The 18,174-nt window shown below is 75.2% G+C and carries 18 protein-coding genes; 7 read left to right on the top strand and 11 right to left on the bottom strand.

All coding sequences use genetic code 11. The features are described 5' to 3' along the window. Nucleotide 1 precedes the first annotated feature (1 nt). The 4 genes from ACVWNX_RS19915 to ACVWNX_RS19900 form a co-directional block, all read right to left on the bottom strand. On the bottom strand, nucleotides 2-2,371 hold the full coding sequence (locus ACVWNX_RS19915; RefSeq protein ID WP_454414854.1) for an L-aspartate oxidase: 2,370 nt from the start codon (nucleotides 2,369-2,371) through the stop codon (nucleotides 2-4). A 245-nt stretch (nucleotides 2,372-2,616) separates the two neighbouring features. Next, entirely contained in the window at nucleotides 2,617-3,573 is a 957-nt protein-coding gene (panC, locus tag ACVWNX_RS19910) for a pantoate--beta-alanine ligase (protein ID WP_454414853.1), read from the bottom strand. Between the two features lie 331 nt (nucleotides 3,574-3,904). Further along, nucleotides 3,905-4,828 carry a Rossmann-like and DUF2520 domain-containing protein gene (locus ACVWNX_RS19905; RefSeq protein ID WP_454408723.1) on the bottom strand — a complete coding sequence of 308 codons (924 nt, stop codon included), beginning with the start codon at nucleotides 4,826-4,828 and terminating at the stop codon, nucleotides 3,905-3,907. Nucleotides 4,829-5,043: 215 nt separating this feature from the next. Further along, a complete protein-coding gene (locus tag ACVWNX_RS19900; RefSeq protein ID WP_454408721.1) occupies nucleotides 5,044-5,271 on the bottom strand; it encodes a hypothetical protein in 228 nt (75 codons plus the stop codon). A gap of 321 nt (nucleotides 5,272-5,592) precedes the next feature. Here ACVWNX_RS19900 and ACVWNX_RS19895 point away from each other — a divergent pair, with 321 nt between their 5' ends. Beyond that, nucleotides 5,593-6,714: a DUF5937 family protein gene (locus ACVWNX_RS19895; RefSeq protein ID WP_454408720.1), complete on the top strand. Its 1,122-nt coding sequence runs from the start codon at nucleotides 5,593-5,595 to the stop codon at nucleotides 6,712-6,714. A 799-nt stretch (nucleotides 6,715-7,513) separates the two neighbouring features. Here the strand turns inward: ACVWNX_RS19895 and ACVWNX_RS19890 are convergent. Together ACVWNX_RS19890 and ACVWNX_RS19885 are read right to left on the bottom strand one after the other, a co-directional pair. Further along, the gene (locus ACVWNX_RS19890; protein WP_454408718.1) at nucleotides 7,514-8,191 is read right to left on the bottom strand and encodes a response regulator; all 678 of its coding nucleotides are present in this window, start codon (nucleotides 8,189-8,191) and stop codon (nucleotides 7,514-7,516) included. Between the two features lie 287 nt (nucleotides 8,192-8,478). Then, a complete protein-coding gene (locus tag ACVWNX_RS19885) occupies nucleotides 8,479-9,708 on the bottom strand; it encodes a sensor histidine kinase (protein ID WP_454408717.1) in 1,230 nt (409 codons plus the stop codon). 316 nt (nucleotides 9,709-10,024) lie between these two features. Between ACVWNX_RS19885 and ACVWNX_RS19880 the strand changes: the two genes are divergently transcribed. Beyond that, on the top strand, nucleotides 10,025-11,188 hold the full coding sequence (locus ACVWNX_RS19880) for an SAM-dependent methyltransferase (RefSeq protein WP_454414852.1): 1,164 nt from the start codon (nucleotides 10,025-10,027) through the stop codon (nucleotides 11,186-11,188). 97 nt (nucleotides 11,189-11,285) lie between these two features. Here ACVWNX_RS19880 and ACVWNX_RS19875 read toward each other — a convergent pair whose 3' ends face one another. Then, entirely contained in the window at nucleotides 11,286-12,458 is a 1,173-nt protein-coding gene (locus tag ACVWNX_RS19875) for an NADH-quinone oxidoreductase subunit D (protein ID WP_454414851.1), read from the bottom strand. Between the two features lie 220 nt (nucleotides 12,459-12,678). Here ACVWNX_RS19875 and ACVWNX_RS19870 point away from each other — a divergent pair, with 220 nt between their 5' ends. Both ACVWNX_RS19870 and ACVWNX_RS19865 read left to right on the top strand, forming a co-directional pair. Continuing rightward, nucleotides 12,679-13,191, top strand: coding sequence for a PH domain-containing protein (locus tag ACVWNX_RS19870; protein WP_454414850.1), 513 nt, complete (start codon nucleotides 12,679-12,681; stop codon nucleotides 13,189-13,191). Between the two features lie 14 nt (nucleotides 13,192-13,205). Continuing rightward, nucleotides 13,206-14,759, top strand: a complete 1,554-nt coding sequence (locus tag ACVWNX_RS19865; RefSeq protein ID WP_454408715.1) for a PH domain-containing protein — start codon at nucleotides 13,206-13,208, stop codon at nucleotides 14,757-14,759. A 53-nt stretch (nucleotides 14,760-14,812) separates the two neighbouring features. Here the strand turns inward: ACVWNX_RS19865 and ACVWNX_RS19860 are convergent, their stop codons facing one another. Beyond that, on the bottom strand, nucleotides 14,813-15,073 hold the full coding sequence (locus tag ACVWNX_RS19860) for a DUF7848 domain-containing protein (protein ID WP_454408713.1): 261 nt from the start codon (nucleotides 15,071-15,073) through the stop codon (nucleotides 14,813-14,815). A gap of 242 nt (nucleotides 15,074-15,315) precedes the next feature. Here ACVWNX_RS19860 and ACVWNX_RS19855 point away from each other — a divergent pair, with 242 nt between their 5' ends. From ACVWNX_RS19855 to ACVWNX_RS19845, 3 genes are all read left to right on the top strand, one after another. Beyond that, on the top strand, nucleotides 15,316-16,152 hold the full coding sequence (locus ACVWNX_RS19855; RefSeq protein WP_454408711.1) for a helix-turn-helix domain-containing protein: 837 nt from the start codon (nucleotides 15,316-15,318) through the stop codon (nucleotides 16,150-16,152). After that, a complete protein-coding gene (locus ACVWNX_RS19850; RefSeq protein WP_454408709.1) occupies nucleotides 16,145-16,348 on the top strand; it encodes a DUF397 domain-containing protein in 204 nt (67 codons plus the stop codon). The genes ACVWNX_RS19855 and ACVWNX_RS19850 overlap by 8 nt, the downstream gene beginning before the upstream one ends. A gap of 84 nt (nucleotides 16,349-16,432) precedes the next feature. After that, nucleotides 16,433-16,630 (top strand): DUF397 domain-containing protein, encoded by a 198-nt coding sequence (locus tag ACVWNX_RS19845; protein WP_454408707.1) that lies wholly within the window; start codon nucleotides 16,433-16,435, stop codon nucleotides 16,628-16,630. 20 nt (nucleotides 16,631-16,650) lie between these two features. On the opposite strand, the gene ACVWNX_RS19840 is transcribed toward ACVWNX_RS19845, so the two are convergent. The 3 genes from ACVWNX_RS19840 to ACVWNX_RS19830 form a co-directional block, all read right to left on the bottom strand. Beyond that, nucleotides 16,651-16,944, bottom strand: coding sequence for a hypothetical protein (locus tag ACVWNX_RS19840; protein WP_454408705.1), 294 nt, complete (start codon nucleotides 16,942-16,944; stop codon nucleotides 16,651-16,653). 116 nt (nucleotides 16,945-17,060) lie between these two features. Further along, complete coding sequence (locus tag ACVWNX_RS19835; RefSeq protein ID WP_454408703.1) at nucleotides 17,061-17,465, bottom strand: hypothetical protein; 405 nt, start codon at nucleotides 17,463-17,465, stop codon at nucleotides 17,061-17,063. After that, nucleotides 17,462-18,160, bottom strand: a complete 699-nt coding sequence (locus tag ACVWNX_RS19830) for a TetR/AcrR family transcriptional regulator (RefSeq protein ID WP_454408701.1) — start codon at nucleotides 18,158-18,160, stop codon at nucleotides 17,462-17,464. Before ACVWNX_RS19830 ends, ACVWNX_RS19835 begins: the two co-directional genes overlap by 4 nt. Nucleotides 18,161-18,174: the final 14 nt, after the last annotated feature.

Raw genomic sequence — 18,174 nt, 5'->3', positions numbered from 1 at the left:
CTCAGTGCTCCTGGGGAGGGGGTGTCGGGCGGACGGACGGGGGCTGCGGAGACCGGGCGGGCGGCCGGGCCGGGGACCGCGGGGCGCCCCCGGGAGAGCCGTCGGCCGGTGCGGGCGCGGCGCCAGCGTACGCGTCCCGGCGGGCGGCGCGGTCGCCGGGCCCGCTCCGGGCGGCGTCCGGCGCGGTGACCTCGGCGGGGGCCTGGGCGGTGCCCTCGGCGGTGACCTCGGCGGGGGCCTGGGCGGCGCCCCGGGACGGCTCCGGAGCGGTGACCGGGGCGGTCTGCGGGGTCGCGCCCCGGGCGGTGCCGGGAGCGGTGACCGGGGCTGACGTGGCGGGGGCCTGGGCGGTGCCAGGGGCGGTGCCCTGGGCTGGCGCGGCGGGCTTCGGGTCGGTGGCCGGGGCGGTGACCTCGGCGGGGGCCTGGGCGGCGCCCGGGACGGTGTCCCCGGCTGGCGCGGCGGGCTCCGGGGAGGCGGCCCGGGCGGGCTCCGGGAGGGTCGGGCCGAAGCGTTCGGTGGGGGTGGCGGTGAGGACGGGGGTGCCGTCCGGGCCGAGGCGGGCCACGAGGTGGTGGCGCCAGCGGTCGTCGGCGTCGGCGTGGTCCTCGCGCCAGTGGCAGCCCCGGGTCTCCTCGCGGCGCCGGGCGGCGGCGACCAGGACCCGTGCCACGGTCAGCAGGTTGGTGGTCTCCCAGGCGTCCACGCCGGGCTCGGCGGTCTTGCCGTGGCCGGACGGGGCCTCGTGGGCGGCGTCCCGGGCGGCGTCCCGCAGCCCGTCGAGGTCGTGGGCGGCGCGGGCGAGGGAGTCGGCGGAGCGGAGCACCCCGGCGCCCTCGGTCATGATCCGCTGGAGCCGGAAGCGGTCCTCCGGGGCGAGCAGCGGCTCCCCGGCGGGGTCGGCGCCGTCCGCGCGGGGCACCGGGGGCCGGTCCTCGCGGGCGGGCCCGGCCGGGCGGTCCTCGCCGGGCCCGGACGGTCGGCCTTCGTGGGCGGGCCGAGCCGGGTGGCCTTCGTGGGCGGGCCCGGACGGGTGGCCCTCACCGACGGGCAGGGTCGGGCGCCCCTCGTGGACGGGCCCGGACGGGCGGTCCTCACCGGGCCCGGACGGTCGGCCTTCGTGGGCGGGCCGGGACGGACGGCCCTCGCGGGCCACGGCGTCGGCGATGCGCTCCGCGTAGACGAGTCCTTCGAGCAGCGAGTTGGAGGCCAGCCGGTTGGCGCCGTGGACGCCGGTGCAGGCGACCTCGCCGCAGGCGTAGAGGCCGGGGACGGTGGTGCGGCCGTCGGCGTCGGTGCGCACCCCGCCGGAGGCGTAGTGCGCGGCGGGGGCGACCGGGAGGGGTTCGGTGACCGGGTCCAGGCCGTGGGAGCGGCAGGCGGCGAGGATCGTCGGGAAGCGCCGTTCCCACATCTCCGCGCCGAAGTGGCGGCCGTCCAGGTACATGTGGGCGGTGCCGTGTTCGCGCATCCGCCGGGTGATGGCCTTGGCGACGATGTCCCGGGGGGCCAGTTCGGCGAGTTCGTGCTGACCGAGCATGAAGCGGACGCCGTCGGCGTCGACCAGGTGGGCGCCCTCGCCCCGGACCGCCTCGGAGACCAGCGGCTGCTGGCCCTCGGCGTCGGGGCCGAGGAAGAGGACGGTGGGGTGGAACTGGACGAACTCCAGATCGCTGACCTCGGCCCCGGCGCGCAGCGCGAGGGCGACGCCGTCCCCGGTGGAGACGGCCGGGTTGGTGGTGGCCGCGAAGACCTGGCCCATGCCGCCGGTGGCGAGCACCACGTGCGGGGCGTGCACGGCGCCCACCCCGTCGTGCTGGCCCTCGCCCATGACGTGCAGGGTGACGCCGGCGGCCCGGCCCCGGTCGTCGGTGAGCAGGTCCAGGACGAGCGCGTTCTCGACGGTGGGTATGCCCCGGGCGCGGACCGCGTCGACCAGGGCGCGGGAGATCTCGGCGCCGGTGGCGTCACCGCCCGCGTGGGCGATGCGGCGGCGGTGGTGGCCGCCCTCGCGGGTGAGCGCGAGGCCGCCGGAGGCCGACTCGTCGAACCGGGCGCCGGTGTCGATGAGTCGTCGCACCGCGTCCGGGCCCTCGGTGACCAGCAGCCGGACGGCGTCCTCGTCGCAGAGTCCGGCGCCCGCGACCAGGGTGTCGTCCAGGTGCTGGGCGGGGGTGTCGCCCTCGCCGAGGGCGGCGGCTATGCCGCCCTGCGCCCAGCGGGTGGAGCCGTCGTCCAGCCGGGCCTTGGTGACCACGACGGTCTCCAGTCCGGCGGCGGCGCAGCGCAGCGCGACGGTGAGCCCGGCGACGCCGGAGCCCACCACGACGACGTCGGCGGTGAGCGCCCAGCCGGGGGCGGGGGCGCGCAGCCGGGCGCGGGGGGCGGGGGCGTCCGCAGGGGCGGGTGCGCCCGCCGGGGGCGGGGTGCCGTGCGGGACGGGGGCGTCGTGCAGGGCCGAGGTGCCGTCCAGGACAGGAGTGCCGTCCGAGGCGAGGGCGTCTGCCAAGGGCTGGGTGCCCTGCGGGGCCTGGGTGCCGTGCGGGACGCGGGTGCCGTCCCGGTCCGGGGTGCCCGGGTCCGGGGTGGCGGCCTGTGGGCGGGAAGGTTCGCGGGTCACGAGTCGGCTCCCGGGGTGGCGGACCCGTCGGTGGGCGCGGGGGTCCCGAAGGTCAGGGGCAGGTTGTCGATCAGGCGGGTGGTGCCGACCCGGGCGGCGACCGCGAGGACGGCCTCGCCGGTGTGGTCGTCGGGGATCTCCGTGAAGTCGGACGGGTCCACCAGCGCCAGGTAGTCGAGTTCCAGGGGCGGGGTGAGCCGGGCGGCGGCGTCCAGACAGAGCCGGGCGGCGGCGCGGACGGCGGCGGGCCCCGCCGGGGCGGCCCGGGCGACGGCGTGCGCGTCGGCCGCCGCGCGGGACTCCCCGAGCGCGTCCAGGGCGGCGGCCCGGGCGGGGGTGCTGGGCGCGAGGTCGGCGCGGGCGCGCAGCGCCTCCTGGGCGGCCTGCCGGTCGCGGCCCGCGAACAGCGCCCTGGAGAGGGAGAGCGCGGTGCGGCGTTCGGCGGCGGAGAGGTAGCGGTTGCGGCTGGAGCGGGCGAGTCCGTCGTCCTCGCGGACGGTGGGGACGGCGACGACCTCCACCCCGAAGTCCAGGTCCCGGACCATGCGCCGGATCAGCGCGAGCTGCTGGGCGTCCTTCTGCCCGAACAGCGCCACGGCGGGGCGGGTGAGGTGGAGGAGCTTGGCGACGACGGTGAGCATCCCGTCGAAGTGGCCGGGGCGGGTGGCGCCCTCCAGCCGTTCGCCCATGGGTCCGGCGGTGATCCGCACCTGGGGCGCGCCGTCCGGGTAGACCCCGGCGGCGGTGGGCGCGAACACCGTGTCGGCGCCCGCCCCGGCCGCGAGTTCCACATCGGCGTCGAGGGTGCGCGGATAGCGGTCGAGGTCCTCGCCCGGTCCGAACTGGAGCGGGTTGACGAAGACGGTGACGACGACCTCGCCGTCCGGTCCGGCCAGCTCGCGGGCGGTGCGGATCAGGGTGGCGTGGCCCTCGTGGAGGGCACCCATGGTCATCACGACGGCACGGCGGACGGCGGGGGCGGGCGCGGCCAGCCCGTCGGCGGCGCGGACCAGCCGGACCGTCGGCGGGACCGGGCGGCCGGGGGCGGCGTCCCGGGCGGGGCCGGCGTCCTGAGCGGGGCCGGTGTTCGCGTCGGGGGCGGCGTCCCGGGCGGGGCCGGTGTTCGCGTCGGGGGCGGCGTCCCGGGCGGGGCCGGTGTTCGCTTCGGGGGCGGGGGTCCCGTTCGGGTCGGGGGCGCGGTGGGGGGCGGGGGCCGGTTTCGTGTCGGGGGCGTCGTGGGGAGTGGAGGCGTCGTCCGGGGCGGGGGCCGCGTGGGGGGCGGGGTCACTCATGGGTGGTGCCTTCCGTGTCGCCCGCGAGGACGTCGAGCAGGTCCTCCGCGAGTTCGGGGCGGAGCAGCCCGTGGGCCAGCGCCCGGTCGGCGGTGGCGCGGGCCATCGCCAGATAGCCGGGGACGGTGCCGGGGGCGTGCGCGCGCAGTTCGGCGATGTGCGCGGCGACCGTTCCGGCGTCCCCGCGCGCGACCGGGCCGGTCAGGGCGGCGTCACCGAAGCGCAGGGCGTTGTCGAGGGCGGCGCCCAGCAGCGGGCCGAGCATCCGGTCGGGGGCGGAGACGCCCGCCGCGCGCAGCAGGTCCATCGCCTCGGCGACCAGGGTGACCAGGTGGTTCGCGCCGAGGGCGAGCCCCGCGTGGTACAGCGGGCGGGCCTCCTCCTCGATCCACTCGGGTTCGCCGCCCATCTCGATGACGAGGGCCTCGGCGGCGAGCCGCAGCTCCTCGGGGGCGGTGACCCCGAACGAGCACCCGGCCAGCCGCTGGACGTCGACGGGGGTGCCGGTGAAGGTCATCGCCGGGTGCAGGGCCAGCGGCAGCCCGCCCGCGCGCAGGGCGGGGTCGAGGACCCGGACGCCGTAGCGGCCGGAGGTGTGCGCGAGGAGCTGTCCGGGGCGGACCGCCCCGGTGGCCGCGAGTCCCTCGACGAGGCCGGGCAGGGCGTCGTCGGGGACGGTCAGCAGGACCAGTTCGGCGCGGGCCAGGACCTCCTCGGGCGTCACCAGGGGGACGTCCGGAAGCATCTTCTCGGCACGCCGCCGGGAGGTCTCGGAGACCCCGGAGACGGCGACCGGACGGTGCCCGGCGAGCTGGAGCGAAGCGGCCAGCGCGGGGCCCACCCGGCCGGCTCCGACGACGCCCACGGTGAGCCGCGCGGGGCGCTCGGCGGGGTCGGGGGGAAAGGGTGCGTTCACGCGACGACGGCCTTCCGTTCCAGTCCGCTGCTGGGTACCGGACGATTTCTCGTCATGTTAACGCGATCGGGGGCCACGGCTCCGTGCCGTCCACAGGCTGTGGGCGGCCGCACACCCGTGCGGAGGCGCTCGCCGCGCGGGCGGGGCCGCGTACGCGGCGGTCGGCCCCGGGGCCCGGGGCCGTACGGCCGCCGGGTCCGTACGAGCCCCGGTCCCTACCGCTGTCGGCCCGCGCGGCGGCCGAGGGGTGCTCTCAGCAGTGCGGCCAGGGCGGTGCGCCAGCGGCGGCGGGCGGGGCGTTCCTTGATGACCGCGTGGAAGCGGGCGTACTCGCGCAGTTCGGCGACGGTCCGCCAGTCGTGGCGGCCGGGGGCGGGGGGATACGGCTCCCCGTTCCGCCGGGCCCGGTACAGGTCCAACGCGTACTGCTGGGTGATGCTCATGACGTGACCCCCATCGTCCGTGCGCTTTATGGCTTCTTTTCGGCTTTTGTCCCAGCGGAGGGGAGACGGGTGCCGTTCCGTCGTGTGTCGTGTGTCGTGTGTCGTGTGTCGTAGGTCGTCGTCCGGCGTCCCGGATCGGCGCGGGGTGGCGCCGGTCGGCCCGTACGGGCCGGGTGCGGCCGGGGCGGCCGGGTGTCGTCGTGGTCCCGGCGTGGTCCCGACACCTACGAGACTGCTCCGGTCGCGCTCCCCCGTCACGTCGATTGACACGCGCCGTCAATCGACGGGGACGGCGTACGGAACCGGGTGCACCATGGGCCCATGAGCGTGCGCATCGACATCGCGGGGCTGCCGTCCGAGCGGATCGTGTTCGAGCCGTCCCCCCTGGCCGAACTGGGCATGGCGCTGCACGCCCTCTCCGAGCCGGGCCACCACCCCGGGCTGCACGGCTGGACGACGGCCGCCTCCGCCGCCCTCAAGCCGGACCTCGCCGACCGGCTCTGCGAGGCGGACTTCCTGTGGCGGACGACCTTCTCCGACGTCCTCATGCCCTTTGCGGGGGTGCGCGACGGACGCCCCGCCCACCCGGGCGCGACCCTCGCCGAGGACCTGGACCTGCTCGACCGGCTGGACGACGAGCGGTTCGTGGACGCCGCCCTGGAGTTCACGTGCAGCCAGGGCTACGACACGGGGCGCCCGTCCCCGCTGAGCGACCCCGCGCGGGCCGCGGAGTCCCTGGAGCTGGCGGCGACCCGGGGGCCCCGGCAGACCGACTTCACCCGGCGGCTGCTGGCCGACCCGGGAACCGTGCGGACCTGGCTCCGCCGTCTCCTGGAGGACTGCGACGAGGCGTTCTTCGCGGACACCTGGCGGCGCGTCCACGGCCAGTTGGCGGCCGACGCCCGGCACAAGACGGAGCTGCTGCGCCGCAAGGGGCTCGCGGAGGCGCTGACCGCCGTCTCACCGGCGATCTCGGTGGACGAGGACGGTCGCCGCGTCGTCCTCGACAAGCTCGCGCAGGGCACCACCACGGCGGTGGACCCGGCCGTCGGCCAGGGGCTCGTCCTCGTTCCCTCGCACTTCGGCTGGCCGCATCTGCTGGCGCTGCACGCGCCGGGGTGGCGGCCGGTCATCCAGTACCCGGTGGCGACGGGGGCGCTGCCCGCGCCCGCCTCGGTGGAGGTGCTGGAACGGCGGCTGGACGCGTTGGCGCATCCGGTGCGGCTGCGGTTGTGCCGCAACATCGCGCGCTCTCCGTACACCACGGGGGAGTTGGCGCACTCGCTGGGGATCAGCGCGCCGGAGGTGTCCCGGCACCTCGCCGTGCTGAAGAAGGCGGGGCTGGTCAGTACGCGGCGGCGCGGGCGGTACGTGTTGCACCAGCTGGACGTGACGGTGGTGGCCCGGCTGGGGTCCGACTTCCTGGAGGGCATCCTCCGCTGACGGTTCCCCGCGCCCCTTTCGGTGCGCCCCCCTGGCCCGGGCACGCTGTCCGGTGCGGTGCGCTTCGGGTGCCCGCGCCGTTCCCCGCGCCCCTTTGGGTGCGTCCCGGCTGGGGTGCGTGGTCCGGTGCGGGTGCGCTGGGGGTTCGCTCCCGCAGGTCCGCTTCCCGGCGCGGGGACGTCCGTGGCCGTTCGCGCAGTTCCCCGCGCCCCCTTCGGGCGCGTCCCGCCTGGGGTGCACTGTCCGGTGCGGGTGCGCGGTGGGTCCGCTCCCGCAGGCCCCTTCCCCGGCGCGGGCCGTCGTGGGTTGCTCGCGCAGTTCCCCGCGCCCCTGACGGGGTGCGTCCCGGCCCGAGTACGTGGCCCCGCACCGGACCACGCACCCCCACCGAAGCGCACCGAAAGGGGCGCGGGGAACGGCGCGAGCAACCGACCACAACCCGCACCCGGAAGCGGACCCCAGCAGCGAACCCACCAGGTACCCGCAAGGACAACGCACCCGACCCAGGGCGCACCCATCAGGGGCGCGGGGAACTGCGCGAGCAGCCGACCACGACCCGCGCCCGGAAGCGGACCAGCGGACCAGCGGACCAGCGGACCAGCGGAAGCCAACCCACAGCGCACCCACACAGGACAACGCACCCGCCCCAGAGCGCACCGAAGGGGCGCGGGGAACTGCGCGAGCAACCACAGCGCACCCGCACCGGACAGCGCACCCGGGCCAGAGCGCACCGAAAGGGGCGCGGGGAACTGCGCGGGCACCCGAAGCGCACCCCGCACCGGACCCCCACCCGGACGGGTCAGAGCGGACCGCCCCCCGCCCGGACCAACCCGGTCTCGTACGCCAGTACGACAACCTGCACCCGGTCCCGCAACCCCAGCTTCGTGAGGATGCGCCCCACATGCGTCTTCACCGTCGCCTCGGACAGCACCAGCCGCGCCGCGATCTCCCCGTTGGACAGCCCCTGCGCCACCAGCACCATCACCTCCCGCTCCCGCTCGGTGAGCCGCTCCAGCCGCTGGTTGCGGGGCTGCGTCCCGGTCTCCGGGAGCATCGGCGCGAACCGGTCCAGCAGCCGTCGCGTGGTGGACGGCGCGACCACCGCGTCCCCGCTGTGCACGGACCGGATCGCCGCGAGCAGCTCCCCGGGCGGCACGTCCTTGAGCATGAAGCCGGAGGCCCCCGCCTTCAGCCCGGAGAACGCGTACTCGTCGAGGTCGAAGGTGGTGAGGATCAGGACCTTCGGCGGGTTCTCGCCCTGGCAGATCCGGCGGGTCGTCTCGACCCCGTCCAGCTTCGGCATGCGCACGTCCATGAGGACGACGTCCACCTTTGTGGCGCGCAGCACCTCCAGCGCCTCGACCCCGTCGCCCGCCTCCGCGACGACCTCCATGTCCGGCTGGGCGGCGAGCACCATCCGGAAGCCGGTGCGCAGCAGCACCTGGTCGTCGACGAGCATCACCCGGATCGCGGACATGCGGGGGACTTCCCTTCCTGGACGGCTCGGGGAGAGCCGTGGAGCCGTACGGACACCTGCACCGGCGCACCGAGAACCCACCGGTGCGCCGACCTTTTCACGAACCCGGACCCGGGAGGTTCACCGCGCCGGGCGCCGGGGGGCCGGGGGGCGGGGGGACCAGGTCCACGCCCGGGGGTTCACCGGGCCCACACCAAGGGGCCCGGGGGTTCACCGGGCCCACACCCAGAGGCCCAGGGGTTCACCGGGCCAACAACCCCGGGGGTCCCCCACCAGACCCGGAGGGTTCACCGCGCGGCCTTCAGCGGCAGCAGCACGCTGATCCGGAACCCGCCGCCGGGCCGGGGCCCCGCGTCCAGGGTGCCGCCGACCATGCCGACCCGTTCCCGCATGCCGATCAGCCCGTGGCCCTGGCCGTCGGCCCCGCCGTCCTCGTACAGCTCGTGCGGGGCGCCCTTGCCGTCGTCCTCCACGAGCAGTCCCAGGCCGTCGTCGAAGTAGACGAGCCGGACGCTGGCGCCCGCGTTGGGGCCGCCGTGCTTGCGGGTGTTGGTGAGCGCTTCCTGCACGATCCGGTACGCGGTCAGCTCCACCCCGCTGGGCAGCGGCCGGGGCGTGCCCTCGATCGCGAAGTCGACGGGGAGCCCGGCCGTGCGGCACTGCTCCACCAGGTCGCCGAGCTGTTCGACGTCGGGCTGCGGCACGTACTCGCCGGACTCCTCCGGCTCCCCGGTGCGCAGCACGCCGAGCAGTCGGCGCATCTCGGCGAGGGCCTGGCGGCCGGTGCCGGAGATCGTCTCCAGGGCCTTGCGGGTCTGGTCCGGCGCGGTGTCCAGGACGTAGGCGGCGCCGTCGGCCTGGACGACCATCACGGAGACGTTGTGCGCGACGACGTCGTGCAGCTCGCGCGCGATGCGGGCCCGTTCGGCGGCGACGGCGACCTTGGCCTGTGCCTCCCGTTCCCGTTCCAGCCGGGCCGCCCGCTCCTCCAGCTGGGCCAGATAGGCGCGGCGGGTGCGGATGGAGTCGCCCAGCACCCAGGCCAGCATGAACGGGACCATCAGGAAGACCACGAAGAGCGCCTGCCGGAACACGGTCTGGTCGGGGTCCGGCCAGCGCAGCACCGACAGCGGCGCCGCCGCGATGGCCGCTACCAGCGCGACCCGGGAGGCCCACCCCGCGCCGTCCGCCGCGACCGTGTAGACGATCACCAGCAGGGCGAAGTCGGACAGCATCGTCGGCACGCCGAACGCGACCTGGCCGAGTCCCACGACGATGCCGAGGACCAGCATCCGCTCGGGGAGCCGTCGGCGCAGCGCGACGACCAGCGACAGCAGCAGCGACACGATCACGGCCGGGGCGCCGAGCACCGCGCCCGCCGCCTCGGTGCCCGGCTCCGGCTGCGGATCGCCCGCCGTGCCGATCAGTCCCGCCAGGTTGAGCCCGAAGAGGACGACGGCCCAGAAGGCGTCGACCCCGGTCGGGTGTCTGCGGAGGAAGTCGTAGAAGCGCTGCACATACCCCAGAGTAGGTAGCCGGGTGACGTTCCCGGGTCAACCGGAGGTCCCATCCCCGCCGCCCGCTCATACTCCCCAGGGTGGAGGTCCCGCCCGTCCGCGCGGGCCGGACGCCGCCTAGCCTGTCGTCGTGACGGACGAGACGAGCCACCCGGCGGACCGGACGGCGGGCGACCCGGGCCGGGCGCCGGACCACCACGGCCGACCGGCGGACCGGCGGACGGGCCACCCCGACCGACCGGCGCACCGGACGGCGGACCGACCGGCCCCCGGAGGCCCCGCCCCGCGCGGCTGGCGGGCGGCCACCGAGGAGGCCCTGTACGGGCCGCGCGGCTTCTACCGGCGGCCGGAGGGCCCCGCCGGGCACTTCCGGACGTCCGTGCACGCCTCGCCGCTGTTCGCCGGGGCGGTCGCCCGGCTGCTGTGCCGGGTGGACGGGGAACTGGGCCGTCCCGCCGAGCTGGCGTTCGTGGACCTGGGCGCGGGCCGGGGCGAACTCGTCGCCGGAGTGCTGGCCGCGCTGCCCCCCGAGGTCGCCGCCCGGACCCGCGCGGTCGCCGTGGAACGCGCCGACCGGCCCACCGGCCCCGGCGCCCCCGCTCACCGGATCGAGTGGCGTGCCGAGCCGCCCACCGGGGTACGGGGCCTGCTGTTCGCCAACGAGTGGCTGGACAACGTCCCCCTCGACATCGCGGAGACCGACGCCGACGGCGTCCTGCGCCAGGTGCTCGTCACCCCGGACGGCACCGAGTCCCTGGGCGCCCCGCTGCGCGAGGCCGCGGCGGCCGACGCCGACTGGGCCGACCGCTGGTGGCCCCTCCCGGCCGCCGGGGACGACGGGACGGACGGTTACGGGGACGGGGACCAGTACGGGTACGGGTACGGGTACGGGTACGACGGGACGGACCGGGACGGGGTCACGGACGACGGCCCCACCGACAACGCCCACCGGAACCGGAACGGGGATGGGGACGGGGATGGGTACGGGAACACGACCCTGGACGGAAGGGCCGACCGCCCCGCGCCCGGGCTGCGGGTCGAGATCGGCCGGACCCGGGACGCCGCCTGGGCCGCCGCCGTCGCCACCCTCTCCGCCGGGCTGGCGGTAGCCGTCGACTACGCCCACGACCGAGCGGCCCGCCCCCCGTACGGAACGCTCACCGGTTTCCGCGCGGGCCGGGAGGTGCCCCCGGTGCCCGACGGCTCCGGCGACGTCACCGCGCACGTCGCGCTGGACTCCTGCGCGCTGCCCGGCGCCGAGACGGCCTCGCAGCGGGCCGCGCTGCGGGCGCTCGGGGTCAGCGGGGAGCGTCCGCCGCTCGCCCTCGCCTCCCGGGACCCCGCCGGGTACGTCCGCGCCCTGGCCCGCGCCGGGGAGGCCGCCGAGCTGACCGCGCCGGAGGGGCTCGGCGGCTTCGGCTGGCTCCTCCAGCCCGTGGGCCTCGCCCCCGGCGTCCTGGACCGGGTCCGGGTCCCGTAGCGGGTCCGGGCCCCGGTCCGGGCACCGCAGAGGGCCCGGGTTCCGGACCAGGCACCGCAGAGGGCCCGGGTCCCGTAACCGCTCCCGCACCGGGGACCTACTTGTCGACGTCCCCGACCACGAAGAAGAGCGACCCCAGGATCGCCACCATGTCCGCGACCAGCGTCCCCGGCAGCAGTTCCGTCAGCACCTGGATGTTGTTGAACGACGCCGACCGCAGCTTCAGCCGGTACGGCGTCTTCTCGCCCTTGGAGACCAGGTAGTAGCCGTTGACGCCGAGCGGGTTCTCCGTCCAGGCGTAGGTGTGGCCCTCCGGCGCCTTGAGCACCTTCGGCAGCCGCTGGTTCACCGGGCCGGGCGGCAGCTCCGCGATCCGGTCCAGGCAGGCGTCCGCGAGGTCCAGCGCGTTGTGCGTCTGCTCCAGCAGGCACTCGAACCGGGCCAGGCAGTCGCCCTCCTCCCGGGTGACCACCTTGAGGACGTCCGTCAGCTCCCCGTACGCCAGGTACGGCTCGTCGCGCCGCAGGTCGAAGTCGACGCCGGACGCGCGCGCGATCGGCCCGGTCACCCCGTACGCGTGCACCGCCTCCGGGGTGAGGACGCCGACGCCCCGGGTGCGGCCCCGGAAGATCTCGTTGCCGAGCACCAGCCGGTCGTAGACGTCCATCCGCGACCGCACCGAGGCGATCGCCGCCCGCGCCCGGCCGGTCCACCCGGCGGGCATGTCCTCCTTGAGGCCGCCCACCCGGTTGAACATGTAGTGCATCCGGCCGCCGGAGATCTCCTCCATGACCGTCTGGAGTTCCTCCCGCTCCCGGAAGGCGTGGAACACCGGGGTGATCCCGCCCAGTTCCAGCGGGTAGGAACCGAGGAACATCAGATGGTTCAGCACCCGGTTCAGCTCGGCGAGCAGCGTGCGCGTCCACACCGCGCGTTCGGGGACCTCCATGCCGAGCATCCGCTCGACGGCCATGACCACCCCGAGTTCGTTGGAGAACGCGGACAGCCAGTCGTGGCGGTTGGCGAGCATCACGATCTGCCGGTAGTCGCGCGCCTCGAAGAGTTTCTCCGCGCCCCGGTGCATGTACCCGACGACCGGTTCCGCGTGCCGGATGCGCTCGCCGTCCAGCACCAGCCGCAGCCGCAGCACGCCGTGCGTGGAGGGGTGCTGGGGGCCGATGTTGAGCACCATGTCGGTGCTCTCGGCGGCACCGCCGATACCGACCACGGTCTGCGTCGTCGGGCCGGTCGTCGCGGGCCCGGACGTCATGGGTGTCATGGCCCCAGTCTCCCTTACGTACGCTTGCCGCATGGAGACGGGGAGCGCGGGGCGGGGCGCGGAGACGCGGGACGGCACCGGGGACGGCACCGAGGGCGGGTCCGGCCTCGGTGACGAGTCCGGAACCGGAACGGGCATCGGGGACGGGAACGGGGAAGGCGACGGGGACGTAACCGGGACGGCGGCCGAAGCCGGTCCCGTGACCGGAACCGTGACCGCGTCCGGAGCCGCGTCCGGAGGGACGACGACGGCCACCGACGGCGAACCGGTCTGGACCGGACTGCCCCCCGGCCTGCTCCGGATGCGACGGCTGCTGCTGGTGGTGTGGATGCTGCTGCTGGCCGTGGGGGGCGGGGTGCTGCTCGGCACCCTCGCCGGACCGGTCTGGGCCTCCTTCGCCGCCCTGCCGCTGGGCCTGCTGCTGTGGGGCTGGCCGCTGCTGGCCCGCAACTGGCGCTCCTGGCGGTACGCGGAACGCTCCGACGACCTGCTGATCAGCAGGGGCGTGCTCTGGCACGAGCAGACGGTGGTCCCGTACGGGCGGATGCAGCTCGTCGAGGTGACCTCCGGACCGGTCGAGCGGCGCTTCGGACTCGCCAGCGTCCAGTTGCACACGGCCGCCGCCGCCACGGACGCCCGCATCCCCGGTCTGCTGCCCGAGGAGGCCGAACGGCTCCGGGACCGGCTCACCGAGCTGGGCGAGGCCCGATCGGCGGGCCTGTGAACGAGCAGCGGCCCATGGACCCGTTCGCCGCGCCGCCGGAAGAGGACGACCGTCCGGAGCCCGGCCGACCGGAAGCCGACCACCCGGGGAACGGCCCGGAGACCGACCCGGCGAACGGTGCCGACCGGCCGGAGGGCCGCACCCGACCGGAACCGGAACCGGAGCACCGGGAAGGCCCGGCGGGCGACCGGCCGGAACCCGGGGACGACCACCGCCCGGAACCCGGAGGCCCGGACGACCACCGCCCGGACCCGGAAGCCCCGGCGGACGACGACCGCTCGGAACCGGTGGAACGGCGGCTGCACCCCGTCACCCCGCTGCGCCGCGCCTGGGCGCCCATCGCGATCCTCATCGGCTGGGCCGCCCACGACCCCGACGCCGCCCACCAGCGGGTCACCTCCCTCGACACGGTCGTCCTCGCCGCCTCGCTGACCGGCCTTCTGACCCTCGCCGCCCTCTACGGCGTGCTGACCTGGTGGTACACCCACTTCGCGGTCACCGAGAGCGAACTGCGCATCCGGACCGGACTGCTCTTCAAGCGCACCGCGCACATCCGGCTGGACCGCATCCAGGCCGTGGACGTCACCCAGCCCCTGCTGGCCCGGGTGGTCGGCGTCTCCAAGCTCAAGCTGGACGTCATCGGCACCGAGGACAAGGACGAGCTGGCGTTCCTCGGTGCCGTGGAGGCCCGGGCGCTCCGCGCCGAACTGCTGGCCCGCGCCGCCGGGTTCGCGCCCGGCCAGGCCCGGGAGGTCGGGGAGGCGCCGGTCCGCGAACTGCTCCGGGTCGCGCCCCGCCAGCTCGCCCTGTCCCTGGCCCTCAGCGGCGGCCCCTGGGTGGCGCTGGCGGCAGCGGTGACCCTGCCGACCGGGATGTGGTTCCTCACCCACAGCCCCTGGCCGGTCCTCGCGGTCGGGCTGTCCGTCGCGGGCGTCGCGATCAGCAGCTCGGTGGGCCGGTTCGTCAAGGAGTACGACTGGACGGTGGGCGAGTCCCCCGACGGCCTGCGCATCGACTACGGGCTGCTGGACCGGGTCCACGAGACGGTGCCGCCCGGCCGGGTGCAGACCGTCCGGATCGAGGAACCGCTGCTGTGGCGGCGGCGCGGCTGGGTCCGGGTCGAACTGGACGTGGCCGGCTCCTCCAACTCCCTCCTCATCCCGGTCGCCCCGCGCGCGCTGGCCGCCGAGGTCATCGCCCGGATACTCCCCGGGGTGACGGTCCCCGAGGAACTGTCCCGCCCGCCGCGCCGGGCCCGCTGGTGCGTCCCCCTGTGGTGGCGCGGTTACGGCCTGGCCGTCAGCGACACCGTGTTCGCCTCCCGGCACGGGCTGCTGCGCCGCAGCCTCTCCCTCGTCCCGCACGCCAAGGTGCAGAGCGTCCGGCTCCTCCAGGGCCCGTGGATGCGGCGGCACCGGGTGGCGGACGTCCACGTGGAGACCGGGGCGAACAAGAGCGTGCCGGTGCGGCTGCTGGACGCCGACGAGGCACGGACCCTGTGGGAAGCCCAGGCGGAACGCTCCCGGACCGGCCGCCGCACCGCCCGCCCGGACCGCTGGATGGCCTGACCGCTGGATGGCCTGACCGGCCCGCCGCCCGGCGCCCGTCGGCCCCGCCCGGGTCACCCGGCCCCCCAGCGCTCCATGCGCCAGGACCGGTGGGTGACCTGGGTGTACTCGATGTGCCCGGGGTGGTCCCGCAGATGCCGGAACGGCCACTCCTGGGCCACCGCCAGCGGGCCCGTACCCCCTTCCGCGCCGCACTCCCGGGTGGCGCACCGGAACCGGTGCAGCACCCGGGGCTCGGTGACCCCCTCGGGGTCCTCGACGGCCCGGCAGAGCGTCCAGTAGACGAGCCGCCGCCCGTCCGGAGCCGCGTTCACCGCGCCCCGGCCACGGCCCGGAACTCTCCAACTCGGCTTCCTGGAAGACCTGTTAGGGTCACTCCCCATTCGCGTGGGTTCACGAAAACCCCGGCGCCCGCATGCGTTCTCACGAAAGTGTGCTCTTCGGACACAATCCCGCTCCTCTCCGTAGCCGCTCCGCTACCAAGGAGCCACAGGGTCACCCATAGTTGGGAACCGCTCAACTTGTCACCTGTGAAGAGAGGGTTGGTGAAGGTCGGTTGAACCGTAAAGAGCTGGACCCCGAGACATCACCCCAGGCGGCGTACGGGGCACGTCTGCGCAGCCTGCGCGACGATCGCGGGTGGACCCAGGAGGAGCTGGGCGAGCGCGCCGGGTGCTCCGGCGCCCACATCTCGGCGGTGGAAACCGGCCGCCGTCCTCCTACTCTCAAGTTCTCGAAGAACCTGGACCGCGCCCTGGGCACGCGGAACGCGACGTTCGAGAACCGCTGGCTGGAACTGCGCAAGGGGTCGATGCTGGCGGGGTTCCCTCAGTACACCGGGCACGAGGCACGGGCGGTTGAGATCCGGGTCTACGAGATCGGAGTCATCCCCGGGTTGTTGCAGACTCCGGAGTACTCCCAGGCGTTGGCCGCCAGTGCGGTGCAGCGCGGGTCCATCACTCCCGTGCAGGCCGAGGAGCGTCTCTCGTACCTGGCCGAGCGCCAAGAGTCGTTGACGCGACTCCGGCCACCGATGGTCTACGTAGTGATGGACGAGAGCTGCGTACGCCAGCAGGTCGGCAGCCCGGAGATCATGGCCGCACAGCTGGAGCGTTTGGAGGAGTTCGCGGCCCTCCCCAACACCATGCTCCAGGTGGCACCATTCGAGATGGGCGAGCGCCGCCCGTTCGACCTTCCGCTCTACTTGCTTTCCATGGCCGACCGGTCGATGTACGCCTACGCCGAGTCTCAACTACAGGGCTTCTTCGAGCAGGAAAGCGAGTTCGTCCTGCCCTTGTTGACGGCCTACCATCAGCTTCAGGGCGAGGCACTCTCCCAAGGTGCTTCCATGGCCCTGATCCGGCAGGCGATGAAAGGGAAGATCCGTGAGTGAGCCCCGCTGGTACAAGTCCTCCTACAGCAACAACGGTGGCGCCTGCGTTGAGGTGGCCGCAAACCTCGCTGCCACCCACGGCACGGTCCCCGTACGCGACTCCAAGCGCGCCGACAGCCCCGTCCTCGACCTCCCCGCCCCCGCCTTCACGGCCTTCGTGACGGGCGTCAGGAACGACGGGTTCGGAACGGTCTGACGACCCGGCCCACCGGGTAGCGATGCGGAAAGGCCCCACCGCGCACGCGGTGGGGCCAACAGCCCCGCACCGAGGAGAGTCCCCGTGACGACGCCCGAGACCCCCCACTGGCAGAAGTCCTCGTACAGCGAGAACGGCGGCGTCTGCGTCGAGGTGGCCGTCAACCTCGCCGCCACCCGCCACACCGTCCCCGTACGCGACTCCAAGAACGCGAACGGACCCGTCCTCGACCTCTCCGCCCGCGCCTTCACGGCCTTCGTCACGAGCCTCAGGACGACGTAACCACGGGTACCGGCAACCGGTCAGCCGAAGTTCTCCCGGAAGGTCTCCGAGAAGGCGGACCGTACGGCGGGCTCGACGGTCTCCCAGTGGAGGTCCCGTTCCCCGGCCTGGTCCGCCAGCTCGTCCTTCACCTCGTCCCAGTTCCAGTGGAACCAGAAGTCGACGTCGTCGACGACCGACTCCCAGCCGCCCGACTCCCGGTACGAGGAGTCACCGGCCCGCCCCTCGGCCTCCTCGCGCGCCGTGCCGACGAGTTCCGCCAGGGCGGCCGACGCCCCGGTGTCCGCCGCGCCGCTCGTCACGTCTTCGCCCATGCCGTCGCCCCCACCGATCCCACGGGCCGCGCGTCGCGCCCGTGCGCCGAGATCCACTGATCGTCCAACGGGGCGGAGAATAGGCGCCTTCGACCCGGTCCGCCACCGGATCCGCGCTATCCGGCACCCGCCGCCGCCAGCGCGCCCACCGGCAGGAGCAGCATCCACTGCGGCAGCCGCAGCAGGGGCCTGGGCCAGCCCGCCGAGAGCGTGACGACGAGGAAGACGACCGTGTAGGCGGCGAAGTGCGCGGCGACGAACCAGGCCACCGCGCCGGTCGCCGCGCCGGTCGCCGTGGCGTCGCCCGTCGCGTCGTCCGCGAAGGCGCAGACGGTGAGGGCGACGGCGGAGAGGACCAGGTCGACGCTGACCATGTGCCACACGGCGTGCAGGGCGCGCCGGGGTTCGTCCGCGAGCCCGGAGGACAACAGCGGGAGGACGACGTCCCGGCGTCCGGCGACGATGTGGATCAGGGCGACGCCGAACGCGGTGACGCCCGCCGCGAGGTACCAGCCGTTCACCGGACCCCACTCCCTCCGGCCGTCCCCGCCGACCCCTGAGGCCCTGCCAACCCCTGAAGCCCCGCTGCCCCCTGAGGCCCGGCCACCCCAGGGACCCCAGCCGTCGCCTCCCGGACCTCGACGCCCCGGGCGACGACGGCGGCGAGCCGGTCGGCCAGCAGGGGGTCCGGGTCCTCCCCGACCAGTCCGACGTGGAAGAACACGGCGCCCGCCAGGGTGTCCAGGAGCAGGTCCACGGGCGGACCGGCGGCGACCTCCCCGCGCGCCACGGCCCGTTCGAAGACGACCAGGAGCCGCGCCTTGGACGGGGCCAGGAACTCGCCCCGGATGCGTTCCCTCAGCTCCGGGTCGGCGGCGAAGTCAGCGAGCAGTCCCGGGAGCGCGGCCGCGGCGGCGGGCGAGCGGAACTCGTCGACCAGGCCGCGCAGCAGCGCGGTGAGGTCACCGGTGAGGGTCCCGGTGTCGGGGACGGGGGTGTGGTCGGTGGTGGTGAAGACGGCTTCGTAGACCAGCTCCGGCTTGCCCCGCCAGCGCCGGTAGACGGTGTCCTTGCCGACGCCCGCGCGGGCGGCGACCGCGCCGATGGAGGTGGCCGCGTAGCCGAGCCCGGTCACCAGCTCCACGGTCGCGGAGACGATCGCCTCGTGCGAACGGGGGTCCCTGGGGCGCCCTCGGGAGGACGGGGAGGAGTTCATACGATTTACGATAC

This window comes from Streptomyces sp. JNUCC 64, from assembly GCF_054484115.1.
This window is presented reverse-complemented; position numbering and strand designations above follow the sequence as displayed.